Origin of the sequence: Streptomyces sp. NPDC101776 (assembly GCF_044766845.1) — a bacterium.
In the GTDB taxonomy this organism is placed as follows: Bacteria; Actinomycetota; Actinomycetes; order Streptomycetales; family Streptomycetaceae; genus Streptomyces.
On the sequence record NZ_JBIWMV010000029.1, the window covers coordinates 41,885 to 61,300 of the forward strand.

Below are 19,416 nucleotides of genomic sequence, written 5' to 3' on the forward strand. Positions count from 1 at the left end.
GGCTGAGGCAGATGACGCATTCCAGGCCTGGCGGCGCACTTTCCCTGCCACGGGACAGACCTGAACCGGTTGCTTCCCGAAGGCTCGCGTCGCGGCTAACGCGGGTGACGCATTTTTTCCTCCGCCCTTCTGCTGAGCGACGGAACTGGCGTCCGCCACTGTCACAGGGCTGGTCTTCACTGCCAGCTCTGTTTTGGTTCTGCCTCGCAGCGAGGAGGCTTCTGGGGGTCGTACAGCCCGAACCGGCCACCTCCGGCACTTCCTGCCGCCTGCGCCCCCATCTACCTGCTGCGTCCACCCCTTTCCCGCTGGCGATGTGCTGGACAGTGCGCTCATGGAATCCCAGATGGGCCTCTGTGGGATGGAGTTGATCAGGCCGCGCATGCCCTGGCGCAACCTCGCCGATGTCGGACTGGCTACCGCGGAAGGGGACGGATGACGGCGCGTACGCCTCGGACTTGTTGATTTAGACCGTGAGTGGCTGGTGGTGTGCGGTTGCTGCCTTGTGGCTTCAGTGCTCGACGTCTTCAGGCTTCTTCTCGGTCTGGGGCGCAGCCGTCGGCTCCGGCGTGCCGGGAGAGGTGTAGTAGACCGAGGCGCCCTGCTTGGCGCGCTGGGCCTGGCTCTTGGCCACGAGCCCTTCGAGAGTGACGCGCACGACCTTGGTCTTGATGCCACGCTCGGGGTGAGCCTGGCTGAGTGCGGTGGAGATTTCGGCGGCGGAGCGTGGCTCGTCCTGGTCGGCGAGGTGGCGGCGGATGAGTTCCACCAGGGTGGGCCGGTTCGCCGTCGTGCCGGACTTGGGTGTGGCTGGTTTCTTGGCCGTCGTTTCCCGCACGGCTGTGGTCTTTCGTGCCCTTCGCTTGCCGGGGGGTGCGGCCTCGGTCTTCTGCTGGGGAGAGGGCACTGCGGCGCTCTCGACTGCAGCCGACGGCTTATGCGGTTCGTGCGTGACACCGAGTGCCTGCTGCATGGTCACCAGCACACTGTGGTCCTGCTGCAGGGCAGTCAGCTGCTTCTGCAGTGCGGCGACTTCCGCGCCGATGCGTTCCTGCTCCTTGAGGTTGCTTTCGAGGTCGCCGGCTACCTGGGCGATGTACTGGGATGTCAGTCCCGTGGTGCCAGTCGTGCTCTCGGACATGGGCTGGCCTTTCCTCGGTGTGCGGCGGTGATCGATGCGAGCGGCCTTGAACCGGGGCAGAACTCCTCTGCGCTGTACTGGCGGCACGGACGCTGTAACTGCTGCAAATTGCCTTGGCGTAGAGATACTACGGACAGGCGGAACCAGTTGTTCCCCTCAAGCGGCGTCCCCTGTCCTGCGCGGACGCCCGGGCCATGCTGTCCGGTGCCTTTGCGGCGTTGCCGCAGAGCGGGTTCGTACGCGAGGGCGGGGGTAGTTGCCAGACTGCCTCGTCGGTCTCCCGGTTGTGGTGCCAGGTTGTCAGGGTGCCTGTTGTCACCAGCCGGTCGAGGAGTTCTCCGGTCTGCTGCGGGGAGTGCCCGCACAGGCGGGCGAGGATGTCCATTTCGGTGCTGTGCTCGGTGTCGAGTGAGGTGTGTGCGGCCAGGGCCAGAGCGGTCAGACGCAAGGCGGGCGATGCTGCCGGCAGGGTCAAAGGCACGGGGTGCAGCGCCCAGTGGGCGGCGTGTCGGCGGGCGCGGCGGCCGGGCGCCTGGTCCAGGACCGTGGCATCGAGCAGCCGCAGCTGCAGGGGTGCCGACCTGGTGCCCGGCGGCTCGAGCCAGCCGGCGTGGGCCAGTTCCTGCCATAGCTCCTGGTGCCCGCGCAGACGCATGCCGTGCAACAGCCCCGCCGGCAGCCGGACATGACCACGGGCATCGGCGCGCAGGGCGCACTGCAGGGCGAGTAGCCGGGCGGCGGGGGAGGTGAACCGGGGCAGTGCTGTGGCGAGGTAGGTGAGCATTTCGCGTACGCGCTGCTGTTCTGCCGGGCCGAACGCAGGCGTATTGCGCGCACGGGGCGACGTGGTGGGGGGTGCCGGGGTGCGGCCGGTGCCGAGCAGGGTGGGCGGTACGACGGCGGTGTGGCTCATCGCCGCCGCGCAGGCGGCGCAGGCGTCGGCCAGCCGCCACGCGCGGCCGCTGCGGTCGCAGGTCAGGGCGAGCAGGACGGGCCCAGCGCAGCCGCGGTGGCGGGGGTGCCAGTGGCAGCCCCTCGTCCGGCACTGGCAGGTGCGCAGATGTCCGGGCAGCGCGTCGGCGCGGGCGTGGCGCGCCAGATGGGTGAGAGCGGCCGAGCGGGCGGAGGCGGCCGGCAGGGCAGGACCGGGTGTGCAGCGCGGACAGGCCAGAGCCGGTCCGCCCGTCTGCGGGCGCAGGTGCACTGTCCAGATGCGCTGCACCGTGGCGTGTGTGCTGGCAAGCCGCATCAGCTCGTCGTCCCCTTCCCTTCCGGTCCGCGCCGGCCTCGTGCGGTGGTCTCCCGGTACGGACGCGGGAGCCGCCCGCACCGTAGTGCAGATCTCTGCACTCGCGCAGTGCGGGAGTCCGGCGCGCCCACCTGTACTGATAGTGCAGAAATCCGCACTGACAGGGCAGGTGTCTGCACCGTCGGATGGTGGGGTGACGATCTTGCCGCCCGACCCGGACCGCGACGCCCTGCGTGTGACGCTGGCGCGGCTGAGGAACGCGCGCGGGTGGACCTTCGACGAACTCGCCGACCGCAGTGGCCTGGCCCGGCGCACGCTGATCGACCTCGAACACGGCCGGGCCGCCGGCACCGTCACCACCTGGCACGCCCTCGCGCACGCCTTCGATGTTCCCATCGAGCAGCTGCTCGGCCCGCTCTGCGACGACCACACCCCGCCCGGCCTCAAGGCCACCTGACTCCGCTCGCGTCAGGCCTGGCCCGCGGCGTAAATCACCCGAACCGGCGAATATGCATAGAACGCACACTCGCTGGACCGCGTCGCTGTTCGACAGTGCTGGGCCGCCCGGGGGACTGCCCGCCCGCCGGCCCCGCCCTTGAGGTGTGCCGTCTGGCACGGTCCTCGCCATGCGCCCCAACTCCACCCCTGGCTGCCACGGGGACGGCAGCCCCCGCACCGCCCCGGCGTGCCGTCCGCTGCGGGTGGCCGCCACCAGCCCCAGCCGCTTGCTGCGTGCCGGTCAGAGCGGCCGCTGTCCCCGGTGCGGCAACCGCATCGACTTCTACCCGCGTGCCGACGGGAGGCCCATCGCCCTGCATCCCGCCGAACTGGCCACCGCCCACGTCCCCGCCTCCTGCCGCTGGCACCTGAGCTCCGGCATCGCCCACCCGCACAGCGACGGCAGCGCATGGTGCCGCATCCCGCACGCCGTGCTCTGCCCGCAGCGCACTCCCACCTGCCGGATCGGCCCGCCCCTCACGTCGGTGCGCCGCCAACTCGCTGTACGGACCCGCCGCCTGATCGACACCGGGGTCTTCACCACTCCCGCGGCTGCCCCCACCAGCGCAGCGCCCGGCGGCCCCGACCGCCCCGTCGTGCGGATGCTGCTGGGCCACTACCTCGCCGACGGTCCCGTGGAGGCCATCCGCTGCGTAGCCCAGACGAGCCACCGACACCGCTGCCCACGCCCCGTCCTGGCCCCGGACGCCCCGCCCGGATCCTGGAGGCTGCTGCCTGTCGGCCGCCGACGCGGCCAACTCGCCCTGCCCGAGCAGACGACGGCCGTCTACGACCTCAGCCAGCTGCCCCATGCCGAACAACGGCGCTGGCGCATCCAGCGCTGCCCCGCACACGCCACCGTCCACGGCGCCGCCGACCTGGCCCTGGCTGGATGGCAGGTCTTCGATCCCCTCCTGCACGCCAAGCACCTGCACACCGCTCTGCCCTACCCACCGGCACACGGCGGAGAGAGGTGACGATGCCGCACCACGCCCTGGAAATCCTCCTGACCCGCCCCCTGACCCCGGCTGAACTCCGCGCCGCCGCCCGCGTGCTGCCGCTCGCGGCCAACCACGACACCACCCGCCTCATGGCCCTCGTACACGCCAAAACCCCCGACCGCGCCGCACACCGGCTGCGCCAGTACCTCGCCACCCGGCTCCCCGTGGACGTGATCACCACCCACTACCCGGACGCCGACGGGCAGGTCCTGCTCAACCTCGCCTTCCCGCCCGCCGTCCACGCCACGATCCGCCAGACCGCCCGCGAAACGGGGCAGAGCCCGGAACGCTTCGTGAAACTGGCCCTGCACCGCGCACTGGCCCAGCACGCCAGCGACGAGTCCGACCGGCTCGACCGGGCCGTGCAGCAACTGCTCGCCGGCACCACGGCCGCACGCCTCTTGGCCGCCGTCGGCCACGCCCTGACCCGCACCCCCGGAGCAGCCCCCGCATGAACCCGACCGACGAACAGACGGCCGCGGCCGACGCCTTCCACGCCGGCCACCACCTGGCCCTGCAGGCCGGTGCGGGTACCGGCAAGACCACCACCCTCGCCCTCCTTGCCCACGCCACTCAGCGTCGAGGCCGCTACCTCGCCTACAACCGGGCCATCGCTCAGGACGCCACCGCACGCTTTCCCCGCAACGTCCTGTGCAAGACCGCTCACGCGCTGGCCTACGCGGCCGTCGGCCACCGCTACACCCGCCGCCTGAACGCTCCCCGCCGCCCGGCCTGGCAGACCGGGCAGGTCCTCGGCATCACCAAGCCGATCCGCATCGGCGAACGCGACCTCTCACAAAAGACCCTCTCCAACGCCGTCCTGCGCACCGTCACCCGCTTCTGCCACACCGCGGACGAAGCCATCACCACCCATCACGTGCCCCGCCTGCGCGGCCTGGAAGACACCGGCCTCCACGCCCAACTCGCCGCCCACGTCGTGCCCTTCGCCCGCAAAGCCTGGACAGACCTGCAACGTCCCGACGACGGAGCTGTCCGCTTCGACCACGACCACTACCTGAAAATGTGGGCCCTCACCCAGCCGCGCATCGCCACCGACTTCCTGCTCCTGGACGAGGCCCAGGACACCAACCCCGTCATCGAACAGATCTTCCTCGCCCAGCGCGACCACGCCCAGCTGGTCATGGTCGGCGACTCCGCCCAGGCCATCTACCAGTGGCGCGGCGCCAAAGACGTCATGACCGGCTTCGACGGCACCCAGCTGACCCTGTCGCAGTCCTTCCGCTTCGGCCCCGACCTCGCCACGGAAGCCAACCGCTGGCTGCACCTCGCCGACGCCCCCATCCGCCTCACCGGTACCCCCGCCATGCCCACCGAACTCGGCCCCGTCACCCAGCCGGACGCCGTCCTGTGCCGCACCAACGTAGGCGCCATGGCCCAGGTCATGACCCTCATGGCCGCCGGACACCGCGTCGCCCTGGCCGGCGGAGGAGACAGCCTGCACGCCCTGGCCCTCGCCGCCCGCGACCTGAAAGAAGGCCGCCGCACCCACCACCCCGAACTCATCCTCTTCCCCTGCTGGGGAGACCTGCAGGACTACGCCGCCCACGACCCCGCCGGCCGCGACCTCCAGCCCCTGATCAATCTCGTCGACACCCACGGCGCCGACGCCATCCTCACCGCCGTCGCCCAGCTCGCCCCCGAACCGCACGCCCACGTCACCGTCTCCACCGCCCACAGAGCGAAAGGACGCGAATGGTCCCGCGTACTCATCGCAGACGACTTCGCCCGGCCCAAGGACAGCACCGTCGACGAGACAGGCGCCACGACACCACCCGACCCCATCGACGACGCCGAAGCCCGCCTGGCCTACGTAGCCGTCACCCGCACCCGCCGACGCCTCGACCTGGGAGGACTGTCCTGGATCCATGACCACCCCGACGGCACCCCACCCGGCTCGAACCAGCCTCCTCGTCGTCGAACTCGAGGTCAGGGGTGACCGGTGCTTTCAACCCGCACATGACACTGGGGGCCAGCGCCCGGCCGAGGGGCCGGCGCGGGGTCACATGCAACGCGGGCGCCGGTGGCCTCACGTAGGGCGTCGGCAGCGCCGACGTGGTCGTAGTGGAAGTGCGTCAGTAGCTCCCTGGCCCGGCCACTTGTTCGCGTGCTTCGAACTCAGGGCGACGGCCCTGCTACGCCGGTCACTGCTCGGTGACAGTGCGCTCGGTCGGCGAGGGTGCCTCTGTTGGCGGATGCATGCTTGCCTCTGCGAACCGTTCAGAGGGGGGAATCATGCTGACGAAAGTCCGGGGCACGATTGCGGCGGCGGTAGTGATGGGGGCGCTCCTGGTGCCCGTGGCCGTGGCGAGCGACGCGGCAGCCGCGTCCTGCGCGCGGCACACCACGGGCGTGTGCAAGGCGAACTTGCCGCATCCGCGCGGTGCTACCGCGAAGTGCAAGGACGGCTCCTACTCCTACAGTGCTCACGCCCGCGGGACGTGCTCGCACCACCGGGGCGTCAAGTACTGGTACCGGTAGAGGTCCAACGGCGCCGCTGCCCGGGCCTACTCCGGGCAGCTGCCGAGGGTGTCCTGCCCAGTGGTGCAACGGGTCACGGTGCGTGCACGCGCTGGTGCCGCCAGCCTTCTGCCGAAGATAGTGGATCTTGAGCTTGCCGCCGCAACTCCGGTCCGTTGGTGCCGCGTTGGCGGTCCAAAGAAGCAGGTCCCGCTTCCTGCGAGAAGATGCAGGTGCAAGGCCTGCCCGCAGCTTGGCAACGAACCCCGTCCCGCGGATGTGCGGGACGGGGTTCGTGCGTTGCCCGCGGATAGCGCCGGTGGTGCGGTCCCTGCGCGCCGTACCCCCGCGCGAGGTAGAGCGGCAGCCGGGTAGGGCCGCATCTGCTCAGTTTCCGCCTGCCCGTGAGGGGGCGTCATGCGTTCCACCCGCCGTGCCGCATTGTCCGTGCTGTTCGCCTGCCTGGTGCTCGCGGGCTGCTCGCCCACGTCGCTGCTCGGCAGCTCGGGGCGGGCGATCGCGGTGTGGGCCCGCAGAAGCACTACACCGTGCAGCAGCAGCCGGCTGCGGGCAGTTGCAAGTACCGGTGCCTCAAAGGAGAGCCGCTGGAGGACTCGGCGTGTACGCCGGGCGCGGTCTCGCCTGCAGTCACCCAGTCGAATGTGAAGTCGACGATCTGCCGCAAGGGCGGCTACACCTCCGGTGTGCGCCCCTCCACGTACGTCACGGGCAAGGGGAAGAAGCTGAACGCGGCCTCCTACGGTTTCACCGGCCGCATGGGGGATGCGGAGTACGACCACCTCATCAGCCTGCAGTTGGGCGGGGATCCGAACGACTACCGCAATCTGTGGGTGGAGCGGCCGATCCTGGCCACAAGAAGGGCTCGGGGGCCAACAACCTGAAGGATCCGGTGGAGACGAAGCTGCAAACCGCGGTCTGCACGGGGAAGGTCACGCTCGCCGCTGCGCAGCAGGCGATTGTCGCCGACTGGACCACCGTCCTCAGCCTGCTCGGCCTCGGCTGAGGCACCACGCCAGGCCCTCACCGGCTGGCTTCGGCACAGTTCACTCGGCTCCGCCAGCCTCGGCAGGACCGCCGATGCGATCGGTCAGCTCTCCCGGACTGGCTGGCTCCTGCTAGCTGTCAGTTCAGCCCGTGGGATCGAAGCGGGCGGCGAGCAGTGCGATGTCGTCGTCCCGGTCGATCGGGGAGAGTATGTCGAGGACCTCGTTGCACAGGGCTTCCAGGGGCGGCGGATGGTCCGGTCCGGTGAGCTGCGCGACCGCGGCCAGCTTCTCGCGCAGCTGCTCTATCCCGGTCCACACGTCCCGCAGCCGTGACTCGACCAGTCCGTCCGTGTACAGGAGCAGCGTGGCCCCGGCGGGCGCGTCCAGTTCTACGGCTTCGAAGTCGGCCTCGCCGATGCCGATCGGGGCGCCGGGCGGCACCTGCAGGACCTCGGCCCGGCCGTCCAGGTGCAGCAGTACTGGCGGTGGATGGCCCGCGTTGGCGATGGTGATGCGGTGTGAGACCGGGTCGTAGACCGCGTACAGGCAGGTTGCCATGTGGTCGGGTCCGAAGTCTTGCATCAGGACGCTCAGGTGCCGCAGGAGTTCAGCCGGCTGCTGATCGGTTCGACTCAGAGCGCGGATGGTGGTGCGGAGTTGGCCCATGATCGCGGCGGAGGTCAGGGAGTGGCCCATGACGTCGCCGACGACGAGGGCGACCCGGCTGCCGGGCAGCGGGATCGCGTCGTACCAGTCGCCGCCGATGCGTGCCGTTTCGGCGGCCGGGAGGTAGCGGGAGGCCAGCCGCACACCGGTCGGCTGGGGAAGCGTCTTGGGCAGCATGGCGCGCTGGAGCTCGTCGGCGATGTACGCCTCACGGCCGTAGAGCACCGCCTTGTCGATGCCCAGGGCGCTGTGCGTGGCGAGTTGGGCGGCGACCAGGAGGTCGTCGGCCTCGAACGCCATGCGCTCGGGGCGGCGGAGGAAGAGCGCGGCGCCGATCACCCGGCGTCGGCCGCGCAACGGTGCGAGGATCGCGCGCTGGCCCGCGGGGACGATCAACTCACCGCCCTCGCCGAGGAGTTCCGGCAGCGCGGCGCGCGCGGCCGAGGAATCGGCGAACATCGGACGTACGCCCCGCAGTACTTCGTTCAGCGCGCCGCCGGGCCTGACCTCGCACAACTCGGCGGTGACCGCCGAGAGTTCGGACGGCTGCTCGGGCTGGAGCGCGGGCATGAAGCCGTTCTCCGTGTCCCGCTCCTCCGGGATCCGGTCCGTCCGGCGCAGCCGCAGCACGACGGGGCCCGTGGGCCGCTCGTCGCCGACCGGCAGCGGGTCGCGCAGATAGACCAGGATCGCGTCCGAGAAGGTCGGCACGGTCGCCCGGCACAGCCCCATCACGATCTCGTCCAGGTCGATACCGCGGGCGATCCGCCGGGTCGCGGCACCCACGAAGCGCAGCCGGTCCCCGTCCCGCCGCATCGGCATGGGGCCGCCGGGGGGCGACTCCTGCCTCGCATGACGTTCCTCGGCAAGGCGGTCTTGAGGCTCTCCGGAACGGCCGGGAAGCCGCTGCCGGAGCACGGCAAGAGAGGCCTCGACGTCCAGGACCGGGGCCAGTGCCTCGGCAACGGCGGCTTCGGATGCCCGTGTCACCGACGTCAGAGCCGCTGCCTCTTCTTCATCGCCCAGCGGCGGGATGACATGGGGCTTGGGCGGATCTGCCGGAGGAACGTTGGGAGAGGTCGCACCAGGAGCACGCCTCGTTGCCCTGGGCGGCTCACCGCTCATCGCCCGTTCGGAGGCAGTGAGTTCAGCAGGCCTCTCAGCCACGGCGTCCTCCCTCCTCATCGTTCAACATGCCCAATTGCCGCAATTCGATCCGTAGCGGCTCCAGCGCCCGGCGGGCCTCGGCAAGATGAACCCGTACCGTCGACTGTGTAATTCCCATCTCCTCGGCAACCTCGGCAGTGCTCAGCCCCGCGATACAGCGCAAGGCCATTGCCTGGCGAGGCCGTTCCTTCAAGCGTGCCATCTCGTCGCACACCCTGCGGTAGACCTCCTTGAGCTGGACCTCAACGGCCAGATCGGGAGCAGTGACTGCACTGTCGTGTCGCCCCAGGTCGAAGGGAACCTCCTGGCTGCGACGCCGCAGCGCTTCACGGACCACCGTGGTCGACAGCCATCCGCCCCAGTGCTGCACAGGTGGCCCGTAGGGGTCATTCATCCGGCGCCAGCACTGCACGAAGGCCTCTTGCGCTGCGTCCTCGGCCGCATTGAGATGGCCCGCTGTGACCAGGAAGGCCTTGGCCACCAAAGCTCGGTACCACGTGCGGTAGAGGGTGTCGAAGGAGTCCCCACTCACCCCGGCCCGTCCCCCTCACACCCACGGGAGTGTAAAACCCAGGTGATCCCGTTCTCGTCGGTGACCTGAACGCTGCCGCCCCGTTGCGGCATTCTGCACAGCACAGCCGTCATTGTCTTGCGCCGACTCCGCTCGCGCAGCTGAAAGGCCAAAGCCCGTAACGCCGCGACCACCCCGGCGCCTCCCGCCATCGCCAACGCGGGGTATACGGCCGACCACGTGACCACCGATCCTCCTCCTCGGTCACCGAACCGAACCTGCTCGATGACTTACAGAGGCGCTGGCATCGAAAAGCGCTTGCGCGCAGTTTTCCTCACCGGCTACCAGTCACCGGCGATCTTCACGGAGGCCCGGTAACGCCGCAGCGGGGCATACACGGCAGTCCCCCTTCGCTCTCTGCGCCAGGTGCTGGGCGGCTTCCGGACCGGCACCTCCTTCGCCTCGGCGCCCTTGGTGCTCCGCGCCGGGGATCAAAGTGCTCTTTCAGAGAAGCCGTGGCTGCCGGCGTCGTGACCGCGTTCGCCGTCCGGGCCATGATCGCCGCGCGCTGCACGGACGTCACCGAGCCCCGCACCGCGCGCGGTCACTGTCCTGAGTACCGTCTGTACGCTGCTCGTTGGGCCCGCCCAGGCCCACGACCCGCATGGCACCGGCCGGCGGTCACTCCCGAGCACGAAGCCGATCGTAAACAGCCCACCGACCCGGCTGCTTACGACCTTCCGCCGGACAAGGGGTAGTGGCAGATTCGGCGCGAGCCGCTGCGCTACGACCGCGCCGTCATCGCTGGAACCGTGCTGCCGGCGCCGGTCACGGACCGCGCGTCTCGGGGGCCGTGACCGGTACGGCGTTGGCGCGCACCAGCAGGGCTCGGGTGATTAACAGATGCCGGGAAGTGATCGATGAGTACGGAGGCGCGAACCAGCCCTGCTCGTATCGGGAACCGTGCGGGAGGGATGCCGGGGGCGAGTGCATGGGGGAGCGGGGTTGCCCGGTTCTTGCCGTGCGTGACAAACATGCGTCGGGCACCGGGACCCTCGCCGGTATCTGCTTCGGCACTGACTGTACGGACGCAGGAATAGTCGTACATCACGAGTAATGACGGGAAAGCTGCTTCTGGTCGATCTTGGGACTTTTGTTGGCTTCAGGTGGGGCGGATGAGCATCCGACACGGCAGGCCCCGGGAAGAAGTTCAGGTGTCCTGCGTCACAGGCCGGAGGATTGTCGGTCCTGATCACCGGCGTCCGTTGTTCACGCACGTGCAGGGCATCCCCCGTAGGGGACCGTCTCGTTCATCGCTTCTGGAGAAGCGGAAGCCTCTGGCCCCCCGTTGCACCGGGGGGCTCAGCCAAGGTGCACTCACGCCAGAGAGACGCCTTGGGCGGGGCTGGCGCGCGGCCAGCCGATGACCCCCATGGTGTCGTGCCATGGGGAGTTTGTGAGGTCGGAATCCGTTCCTGACACGAGATGTTAGGTCTTCCTAATCAATCTGATCAACCATCGGTTACGGAGGGTGGGTTTTGACCTGCGTTTTTCCGGTTGTTCAGACGCTCGGCGTCCTGCTTGTTCACGCTGACGCCGTATGCATCTGACGTGCATACGGTCCAGAGCGGACTTATCCGATCGTTCGCTGATCAGAACTGTCCGCCCCTGACAGTGAGTAGACGGTAGATCAGATGTTGCACCGTCAACTAGCAGTCGTTGCAGGTCAGACGACATCGTTGTCGATCGGCGGCGGGGAACAAGTCGACACAGCGTCCCCTCAGCACTGAGGCAGAATGCACTCAGCGCTCTCGGGCGGCGGTTGCACCCGCCACCTGAATCACACGAGCGTCGCTCCGCCCGCGCGCATGTGACGGCCAGTCACGTCGAAGCGGTGCTCCGCCAAGTCACTCACGCCACATCCCGTCCCCGCCCGCACGGGCGGGGACCCTTATGAGTACCCCGCCCTCGGCCGCGGGGTACAGAGAGACAGGTCCTTGATGCGCAGCAAGCTGCGTATGTACATCGCCGCCGGCTCGGCCGGCACCACGGGCTCGGCAACGGGCCTCATCGCCGCGCACATGGGCATGGACCCGGTGCAGGCGGCCAGCCTGGGCTCCGTGGTCTCCGGCGCCACCGGCGACCTCCTTCGGCAGCTGCTGGGTGTGTCCGAGCACGATCTGCCGAACACGTCCACGGCGTCCGCCGTCACGGCCCGGACAGCCGCGAACACCAGTAGCACTGCCCTGGAGGTGTTCCGTCCCCTCCCGCGGCAGCGTCCGCCGCTCCCGGCGGCGACGGGTCCGATGGCGCGGCGCGTGGCCCACCACGGCCGCCACCGCCAGCTCCAGCGCACCGCGTGGCGGTTCTCGCAGCGTGCCGCCGTGCGGGAGGGGGACGGGCATGGCGCGGCCTGAGAAGGAGATCGATCCCAATGCGTCGCTGTCCCTGCGCTCGCTCGCGATCGAGCTGCGCAGGCTGCGCAAGCGGAGCCATCTCACCTACAGCCAGCTCGCGGCGCGCTCGCACTACTCCACCGCCGCCCTGTCCACGGCCGCCTCCGGCAAGGCGGTGCCGACCTGGGAGACCGTGCAGGCCTTCGTGCTCGGCTGCGGCTACGACGGCGACATGACCCGGTTCAAGCGCATGCACCGCGCCGCGCGCCGCGACGCTGGCCGCAGTACCAGCGAGGACACCGGCAGCAACCCGCTGCCGCGTCAGCCTGTCGGCGCCCGTGTGACGCGGGCGCTGCGACGGCCCGCAGCCGAACTGGTCCCCACGGATCCCCCTCCCGTCCTCATCCCCATCTCCACGCCGACGCCCGCCCCGGCTCAGCCGGACGGGCTGCTCGCACTGGTACAGCTGGCACTTGAGTACGAGCGTCAGGACGGACGGGTCACCAAGGTCATGGCGGCCGATCACGTGCACACCGCGCTCGCGCTGTGCACCACCGCCGAGGACGTGATCGAGCTGATGAACGAGCTCGTCCGGGAGAAAGGGCTGTCGCTCCCGGATCTGGTGGAGCGCAGCATGAGCATCTATCCGATTTCCGAGGCGACCTTCGCCCAGGTACTGGGCGGCAACCAGCTGCCCACCACGGAGTGGCTCTACATCTTCCTGGCCGCGTGCGGACTGGAAGAGGACCGCACGGTGATCTGGCACTTCACCGTGACCCGCATAAAGATCGCCAACATGCGCCACCAGTGGCACGAGGACGTCATCCCCGGGGAGATCCCGCAGCACCGCGGACCGTTTACGGCGGCCAGGCACAGCCTCAAGCGCCACCTCATGGGAGCCGCCGCACTGATCATGGGGATCGGCTCCTCCACGATGTACATCGCGGGGGCCATCAGGCACTGATCCGACATGGCTACGGCCCCGGAGGGTGGGATACCCCCTGCGGCCCCGGCAGTCCGCCGTGCCCGGCTCCGGTAAGCCGGTCCGCCGGGATGGTGGAGACGGTGAGGTCCGCAGGCCGGGCGCAGACCGCAGCCGATGTCCCTGATCCCGCGCAGTTGCGTTCCTTGTTCGGCCAGGGTCGGCACCCGGACGCCGACCGGCTCGTGGCCGTGCGGCTGGCGACGGTGAAGGTAACCGGGGCCGACCTCGTCTTCCGCCCGCAGCCGACCCTGCAACTGCTGTGGGCGCTGAGGGATGAGGAGACGCGGAAGGTGATCGAGGCCGTGCACGAGCAGGCGATCGCCGTGGTGCTGGCCGGGAGCGGTGTGGTTAATGGGATGGATGGCTTGCTGGACAGCGCGGCATGCTGTCCAGCAAGTGCCACGTAGCCGGGTCTGGTTGCGAAGGGGGAACGATGGGAAGCGGCGCGCAAGAGAGCCCCGACGGGCGGTACCGGAAGTGCCTTGAGGCTTATGTCGTGCGTGCGCGCCGGGTGGAAGAGCACTCGCTCGCGGTGGACTGGGACGCGCTCGTGGCCCTGACCGACATACAGATGAAGGTTGTCCAGCTCGACGATGGCGAGACACGGATCCGGCAGGAGTTCCCGGCCGAGGAAGTCGTGGAGTCCGCCGCTGCGCGACTCAGGCCGATCCTGCTGAATGGCGACGCGTGCTTCTATCAGAAGGCGCTGAAGGCGGTGGGTTACTTCTGCCGGGAGTTGCCGCAGGACACGGAGTGGGTGCGGGCCGCACGTGCCGAGTGGCGGTCACGGGTGGAGCCGGCCACGGCTGCGGAAGCCGGGTACTGGGTCGTGATCAACAACACGGCCACTGGCGAGAATCACGACCTCGACCGCCACAAGCTGGCCATGGCGTGGATCTACGGGGACGTGGTGCATCACGACACCGAACGACGGGCCGAAGGCGACGCGTTCGGATTGTTCGAGCGGTTCCGTGGCGCCGTGCCACTCGTCGCCTGGGCCATGGTTGGAACGATCGAGCTTCTGAACTGCATCCGTGCACTGCACCAGGACGGCGTCCTGCGACTGCGGCAGGAGGTTTTCGAAGAGAGGGTCGCGTTGAAGTCGACGACGCTGGATTACCGTGGCGAGGTGTTCTTTGCTCCTGTCGGAACGAAACCTCCGGCGAACGCGGGTACTTTGCCGCCCAAGGAGGAGTGGATCCGGTTGGGGAAGGAGGCTGATCTCTCGTGCTTCCAGAACGGGTTCGGGGGACAACTGATGCACGCTGTCCGTTCATCTCACATGCCCGAACTGCCCTCACCTGAAGAGATCGAAGCCGCCCGTACGCCTGCCGGTGGCTGGAAGCGCGACCAGCTTGATGCCTGGGGTGTGCCGTGGCCGCCGCCCAAAGGGTGGAGGGACGAGCTGATCGAGCGCTGGCGTGACGCACAGCAACAGGAAGGACCGCCGCCGCCCCAACCCGCCGTGGGTCCGGTCCAGAACACGCTGGGCTTCGGCTGAGTGGCGAGCTCGTTCCAGCCGGGGAGCGTCTCGCTCGGCATCAAGCACGAGTGAAAGCACCGAACGCAGGGAACTGTTCCTGGGCGTCCGGGCGTAGTGCCGTACATGGACCCGATCAACGAGACGCACGTCAACGAACCGGGGCTGGACGCTGCGGCCGCCGATGACGCGACCGCACTCGCCTTCCAGCAGTTGATCGCCGACCGTTGGGCGACTGTGACTGCGGACGACGCGGGACGTGGGTGAGCCCGGCGTGCGGCTGCGCTGCTATTTGGACCTGAATCAGCCGGCCCGGCCGCGGGGTGACGGCCCGAGGGCCTGACGCTGTCAGGTACGTCCGCGTAGCCTGGTGAGGCACCGAGACCGGAGGTCGCCATGTCTGCCGAACCCCGCGGCCCCGTTCCGGGGCCGATCGACCGGCCGCGCACGGTCGGCGCGATCCGCCGTGCGCTTCCGCCGGAGCTGCGTGACCGCTTCCAGACGGTCCTGGACGACGCGGTCCCCGAAGACCTGTTCGCGCTGGTGGCCCAGTGGGCGGCTGTGGCGCAGACCGCGAGCGACGGGGACGCGGGCGCGGCAGCCGACGCCGTCCGCTCCGGGACCGCGGCCACCCATGAGATCGGCGATGTGTTCCCCGCACTGGCGGGGATGCTGTGACGGGACGCTATCGGGTGGTCTTCACGGACAGCGCCCGGTAGTCCCTGCGTGAGCTGGACGGCGCGGAGCGGCTGGCCTCCATCGCCCCGGTGCGCTGTCGTGTGAGGCTCTGAGAGCGCTGCTCGCCGGCACGCTGTTGGAGGACCTGGAGACGTTGGCGGCTGATCCGTCGGTGGGCCGACCCTGGCGCGTACGGCCGAGGCGGAGGACGACCGTACGGGCCTGCTCGGCGCGCTGGCGGTCACGTACGTGGTGAGTCCCGCCACTCAGCCGTCCGTGATCACAGGGACCACCATCCGGCCGCACAACCCTCGGATGCGCACTCATCTGCTGGCGACGCTTGAACTCAATGCCAGTAGGTTCTTGACCGAGGCGTCGTCACCACCTCGTTCGGCCACGTCTGCCGGACCCGAACGAGATGCTCACGCAGCTCGTCCATCCAGCCGTTGCCCGGGTCCAGGACGACGCGGACGGAAACCCCGGACTCGCCACTGTCGTCGACCGTGACGATGGGACGCGGCACCGAGAATTGTCTGTCGACGTCAATCCGGATCTCGGTCTCGCCCCTGGCCGTCCAGCGGATGCCCTGCCTGTCGGAGAGCTCGGCCAGTGCCGATGACCAGTCATCCAAGGCTTCGGGTGGCAGGCACAGAGCAAGGCGCCCGCTGGCGAAGGCGCTCGTGATGACGAGCTCGGCATCGAGGTAGTCGTTGTACGGCGTGTCCCCGGGCCTCTTCCGTCCCAGCACGCGCACCCGAACGCTGCTGTCCGGATCGACCAAGCGGATCAGGTCCACCCCGTCGTCCTCATCCACGCGCCCTCCCGATACCCACAACGTTCCCGTTCATCTTGCACGAGCCGCGAACTGGCCCCAGTCGGTATTCCGTTGGGAGTTCTAAACGACGGCCGCTGCGACGACCAGCTCGGGGCCGGTCGCACATGCCTACAGAAGAGCGGGACCGCCTCCACATCACAGAGACAGGACACCTGACTAGCGGCACGATCCAATAGTCAATGTTCGCTGTACGTACGCACTTAGTACGCGATCCGTACGGTTAAAGCTATGCTTGGGTGACAGGAGGTGTTCCATGTCCGAGTTGTTCGACCGGATCGACGCGCTGGTCGCGTCCCGGTCCCCGCTGCCGCCGCCGGCGGAGCGCAAGCGGCTGCGTACCGCGCACGGCCTGACCCTGGACGAGGTGGCCGGAGCGCTGGAGGTGCGGCGGGCGACCGTCAGCGGCTGGGAGTCCAGCACGAAGGCGACCGAGCCGCGGGGCAAGGAGCGCGAGGCGTACGCCCGTCTGCTCGCGCAGCTCGCGGAGCTCTACCCCGCTGATGCCAACGCCGTGGCGCCCGTGCAGGACACTGCGGTTCCCGCGACGTTCGCGAGTGCTCCCGCCTCGGCTCCGGAACCACGGACTCTGTCCACAGGCCCGGCGCCTGAGTCTGCGGTCATGACGGCCGAAGAGAACACCCAGCCCGGTCCCGCCTCCGACTCCGCTGCTCTGGCTGCTGTGTCGCGTCCGGCGCCCGCCGTCAGGCCGTCGTCGACGTCCCGGCGTCCGGCCTCGAGGAAGGCGGCCCCGGCGAACACCCCGGCCGGCGCCGACCCGCGCTTCGTCAACGGTCCGCTCGCGGTCGTCGACGTCGACGACGACGGGCAGGTGTCCGCGTACTGCGTCGGCGGCCTGGTCCTGGACGTGCCCGCCAAGTCCCTGCCCTCCCTGGTCGACTGGACGCTGAAGGAGGCGAAGCTCGGTCAGCCGAAGCTGTCCGGGCCGGGCAAGGACGCCGACCCGCTGATCGTGCTCACCGAGTCCGCGCTGGAGCGCTACGGCCTCCCCGTCGCTTTCACCGAGGAGGAGAAGGTCGCCGGGCGTATCCCGGAAGGCCACAAGGTCATCAAGCAGCTGGCCCGCGCGGAGTGGAAGTTGACCAAGCGCGGCTTCGGGCCGTGGGCGCGGATCTACCGCCCCGCCACGGGGTCGGAGCGCAACTGCGTGCAGCTGTGCATCCCGTCGTGGAACGCGCTCGATCCCCGCAGCTGGGGCCACGCCGCGCAGCTCGCGCCGGCGGACCTCGCCCGGGTCCTGGGGGTGTACGCGGCGCGGGTGATGACGCCGCGCGGCTCCACCGCCGTCACCGGCCTGGAGCTGCTGACCGCTATCCATCCGCCGACCCGCGCCTCCGAGCCCGATGAGACGGGTAAGCGGCACTCCGAGCACAACCCCGGCTCACTGGGCAAGGACCCGGTGGACTGCGCGCCGTGCGAGGCCCCGGACGGACACCCACTGCTGAAGGACCTGCCGCGCTTCCACCAGCGCGGCCCGGCGGAGAAGCTGTTCGAGGAGGCGTACGACTGGGCTCGCCCGCTCACCGACACCGAATGCACCCGGCGGTACCTGGTGGGCATCGACGTGAACATGGCGTTCGCCGCCGGAGCCAACGGGCTGACCGTCGGCCTCGGTGCGCCGACGTACGTCAAGGCGCCGGTGTTCGATGCGAAGCTGCCCGGCGCGTGGCTGGTCGACCTGTCCCACGTCGACCTGTCGAGGGTGAAGGTCGCCAAGGACACGTGGGTGGACCTGGACGGCCCTCTGCTGCCGAGCCCGTTCACGCCGTCGGGTGACCGGCCGGAGGGGCCGGCCTGGTATGCGACGCCGACCGTGGCGTACGCGGTGGAGCTCGGCTACGACGTCACGCCCCTCGAGGCATACGTGCGCTACGACAACGGCCGGTACCTGGACGGCTGGTACAACCGGCTGCGCGACGCCTTCCTCGCCACGATGGCCGACCTCGGCGTCGACGCGGACATGGCGCCGGCGGACTTCCTGACGGCGATGGACGGCTGGCGTAGCCGTGAGCCGGACCTGGCGATCGTCGTGGACGCCGTCAAGGCGACGGTCAAGGGCGGCCTGGGCAAGCTGCGCGAACGCCCGCGCGGGGAGGGATGGAAGCCGGGTGAGCCGTGGCGGGCGCTGTCCCGCCCGACGTGGCGGCCGGAAATCCGTGCGGCGGTCATCTCCCGCACCCGGATCAACCTGCACCGCAAGATCGTCAAACACGCGGCGTTCACCGGGCAGTACCCGGTAGCGATCCTCTCCGACTGCGTCGTGTACGCGGTCGACGGCGAGTCGCCGCTGGACTTCCTGCCCTACCGCGACGGCAAGCCGCTGCCGGGCGGCTTCAAGCTCGGCATCAACCCGGGCCTGGTGAAGCGGGAAGGCACCCAGGAAGTGCTGTGGGGCGAAGGCGTGCGGGAACAGTTCAACGCCCCGGAGCTCAACTTGGCCCGGTACATCAAGGACGGCACCGTCACCGACGTCGACAACGGCGAGTAGAGGGTAGGCAGGCATGAGCGTGTTCGGGGACGGCCTGGACGCCGCGGTGCAGAAGGCGTTCACCCGCCCGGCGCCCAAGAGCGCGGGCGCGCAAATGCGGTACCTCGTCAAGCAGTTGGGGGGCACCAGGGCGGTCGCCCAGATGCTGCGGTTGTCCCAGCGCACCGTGGAGCGGTACGTGAAGGACCAGATCAAGAAGCCCCGCCCAGACCTCGCCGCCCGCCTGGAGCGGGAGGTGAAGGCCCGGTGGCAGCCTCAGATCCGGGCCAAGGCCCGGGCGAAGGCGGCGAGCACCGGCGGCATCGTCATCGACACCCGCGCCCGCCTCGGCTACACCGCGCCGATCGGGTCGACGGACCAGGACCGCATCCGGCACCTGACCGTCGCCCTGCCCCCGCAGTACGCCGCCCGCCTCTTCGACGCCCAGGAAGCCGGTGCCACCGACCAGGAACTGAAGGAGATCGCGGCCGAAGCGCTCAAGGAGGTGTACTTCCAGGACAACGGCCGCCGCGCCGGCTCCCTGGAGGAAGTCCGGTTCACCGACGTCGAACACCTCGAGTTCGACCTGTAGCAGCCGACCCCGAACAGCCCGCGAGTCCGGACCACCGGAAGGGGACTGGGGGCGACGGGCTCACCACCGTCTTCGCACTCAGTAAAAGCACAAACACGTTACGGAATCAGAAGGGGGTAATACGTATACCGGCGAGGTGGAACGCTTGCGCTTACACCGCCGATCGGGGGGCATTCATGGCAATTCCACCTCCACCTTCAGTTCCACCTGCACCGCCTCATGGCGAGCCACATGTCAAGAAGTCGCC

18 protein-coding genes and 2 pseudogenes are annotated in these 19,416 nt (G+C 69.4%); 14 read left to right on the forward strand and 6 right to left on the reverse strand.

What is annotated here, in order from left to right:
* Window positions 1–511 precede the first annotated feature (511 nt).
* The gene (locus ACIRRY_RS47155) at window positions 512–1,141 is read right to left on the reverse strand and encodes a hypothetical protein (RefSeq protein WP_403985787.1); all 630 of its coding nucleotides are present in this window, start codon (window positions 1,139–1,141) and stop codon (window positions 512–514) included.
* A 127-nt stretch (window positions 1,142–1,268) separates the two neighbouring features.
* Window positions 1,269–2,390, reverse strand: a complete 1,122-nt coding sequence (locus ACIRRY_RS47160) for a hypothetical protein (protein WP_403985789.1) — start codon at window positions 2,388–2,390, stop codon at window positions 1,269–1,271.
* Between the two features lie 193 nt (window positions 2,391–2,583).
* Here ACIRRY_RS47160 and ACIRRY_RS47165 point away from each other — a divergent pair, with 193 nt between their 5' ends.
* The 4 genes from ACIRRY_RS47165 (at window position 2,584) to ACIRRY_RS47180 (ending at window position 5,846) form a co-directional block, all read left to right on the forward strand.
* Window positions 2,584–2,847, forward strand: a complete 264-nt coding sequence (locus ACIRRY_RS47165; RefSeq protein ID WP_403985791.1) for a helix-turn-helix transcriptional regulator — start codon at window positions 2,584–2,586, stop codon at window positions 2,845–2,847.
* A 169-nt stretch (window positions 2,848–3,016) separates the two neighbouring features.
* Window positions 3,017–3,865: a DUF6083 domain-containing protein gene (locus ACIRRY_RS47170; protein WP_403985793.1), complete on the forward strand. Its 849-nt coding sequence runs from the start codon at window positions 3,017–3,019 to the stop codon at window positions 3,863–3,865.
* A complete protein-coding gene (locus ACIRRY_RS47175; RefSeq protein ID WP_403985795.1) occupies window positions 3,862–4,344 on the forward strand; it encodes a hypothetical protein in 483 nt (160 codons plus the stop codon). The genes ACIRRY_RS47170 and ACIRRY_RS47175 overlap by 4 nt, the downstream gene beginning before the upstream one ends.
* Window positions 4,341–5,846 (forward strand): UvrD-helicase domain-containing protein, encoded by a 1,506-nt coding sequence (locus ACIRRY_RS47180; RefSeq protein ID WP_403985797.1) that lies wholly within the window; start codon window positions 4,341–4,343, stop codon window positions 5,844–5,846. The genes ACIRRY_RS47175 and ACIRRY_RS47180 overlap by 4 nt, the downstream gene beginning before the upstream one ends.
* Here ACIRRY_RS47180 and ACIRRY_RS47185 read toward each other — a convergent pair.
* The gene (locus tag ACIRRY_RS47185) at window positions 5,837–5,986 is read right to left on the reverse strand and encodes an MBL fold metallo-hydrolase (protein ID WP_403985923.1); all 150 of its coding nucleotides are present in this window, start codon (window positions 5,984–5,986) and stop codon (window positions 5,837–5,839) included. The genes ACIRRY_RS47180 and ACIRRY_RS47185 overlap by 10 nt on opposite strands.
* A 156-nt stretch (window positions 5,987–6,142) precedes the next feature.
* Here ACIRRY_RS47185 and ACIRRY_RS47190 point away from each other — a divergent pair, with 156 nt between their 5' ends.
* Together ACIRRY_RS47190 and ACIRRY_RS47195 are read left to right on the forward strand one after the other, a co-directional pair.
* Entirely contained in the window at window positions 6,143–6,388 is a 246-nt protein-coding gene (locus ACIRRY_RS47190; RefSeq protein ID WP_403985799.1) for a DUF3761 domain-containing protein, read from the forward strand.
* A 503-nt stretch (window positions 6,389–6,891) separates the two neighbouring features.
* Complete coding sequence (locus ACIRRY_RS47195) at window positions 6,892–7,269, forward strand: hypothetical protein (RefSeq protein WP_403985801.1); 378 nt, start codon at window positions 6,892–6,894, stop codon at window positions 7,267–7,269.
* A gap of 258 nt (window positions 7,270–7,527) precedes the next feature.
* On the opposite strand, the pseudogene ACIRRY_RS47200 reads toward ACIRRY_RS47195, so the two are convergent.
* Window positions 7,528–9,225, reverse strand: a pseudogene (locus ACIRRY_RS47200) (PP2C family protein-serine/threonine phosphatase); the annotation flags it as partial.
* Window positions 9,200–9,739 (reverse strand): RNA polymerase sigma factor, encoded by a 540-nt coding sequence (locus ACIRRY_RS47205; protein WP_403985803.1) that lies wholly within the window; start codon window positions 9,737–9,739, stop codon window positions 9,200–9,202. The pseudogene ACIRRY_RS47200 and the gene ACIRRY_RS47205, both read right to left, overlap by 26 nt.
* A 1,979-nt stretch (window positions 9,740–11,718) precedes the next feature.
* Between ACIRRY_RS47205 and ACIRRY_RS47210 the strand changes: the two genes are divergently transcribed.
* From ACIRRY_RS47210 to ACIRRY_RS47235, 6 genes and pseudogenes are all read left to right on the forward strand, one after another.
* The gene (locus ACIRRY_RS47210) at window positions 11,719–12,135 is read left to right on the forward strand and encodes a hypothetical protein (RefSeq protein ID WP_403985805.1); all 417 of its coding nucleotides are present in this window, start codon (window positions 11,719–11,721) and stop codon (window positions 12,133–12,135) included.
* Window positions 12,122–13,078 (forward strand): helix-turn-helix domain-containing protein, encoded by a 957-nt coding sequence (locus ACIRRY_RS47215; RefSeq protein ID WP_403985807.1) that lies wholly within the window; start codon window positions 12,122–12,124, stop codon window positions 13,076–13,078. Before ACIRRY_RS47210 ends, ACIRRY_RS47215 begins: the two co-directional genes overlap by 14 nt.
* A gap of 89 nt (window positions 13,079–13,167) precedes the next feature.
* A complete protein-coding gene (locus ACIRRY_RS47220) occupies window positions 13,168–13,506 on the forward strand; it encodes a relaxase domain-containing protein (protein WP_403985809.1) in 339 nt (112 codons plus the stop codon).
* A gap of 26 nt (window positions 13,507–13,532) precedes the next feature.
* On the forward strand, window positions 13,533–14,600 hold the full coding sequence (locus tag ACIRRY_RS47225; protein WP_403985811.1) for a hypothetical protein: 1,068 nt from the start codon (window positions 13,533–13,535) through the stop codon (window positions 14,598–14,600).
* A 105-nt stretch (window positions 14,601–14,705) separates the two neighbouring features.
* A pseudogene (locus tag ACIRRY_RS47230) lies at window positions 14,706–14,922 on the forward strand (DUF6207 family protein).
* Window positions 14,923–14,975: 53 nt separating this feature from the next.
* Window positions 14,976–15,257 (forward strand): hypothetical protein, encoded by a 282-nt coding sequence (locus tag ACIRRY_RS47235; RefSeq protein ID WP_403985813.1) that lies wholly within the window; start codon window positions 14,976–14,978, stop codon window positions 15,255–15,257.
* Between the two features lie 346 nt (window positions 15,258–15,603).
* Here the strand turns inward: ACIRRY_RS47235 and ACIRRY_RS47240 are convergent, their stop codons facing one another.
* Window positions 15,604–16,071: a DUF5959 family protein gene (locus ACIRRY_RS47240; RefSeq protein ID WP_403985815.1), complete on the reverse strand. Its 468-nt coding sequence runs from the start codon at window positions 16,069–16,071 to the stop codon at window positions 15,604–15,606.
* Between the two features lie 274 nt (window positions 16,072–16,345).
* Here ACIRRY_RS47240 and tap point away from each other — a divergent pair, with 274 nt between their 5' ends.
* Together tap and tpg are read left to right on the forward strand one after the other, a co-directional pair.
* Window positions 16,346–18,598: a telomere-associated protein Tap gene (tap, locus tag ACIRRY_RS47245; protein ID WP_403985817.1), complete on the forward strand. Its 2,253-nt coding sequence runs from the start codon at window positions 16,346–16,348 to the stop codon at window positions 18,596–18,598.
* A 13-nt stretch (window positions 18,599–18,611) separates the two neighbouring features.
* Window positions 18,612–19,169 carry a telomere-protecting terminal protein Tpg gene (gene tpg / locus ACIRRY_RS47250; RefSeq protein WP_403985819.1) on the forward strand — a complete coding sequence of 186 codons (558 nt, stop codon included), beginning with the start codon at window positions 18,612–18,614 and terminating at the stop codon, window positions 19,167–19,169.
* The last annotated feature ends 247 nt before the right edge of the window (window positions 19,170–19,416 follow it).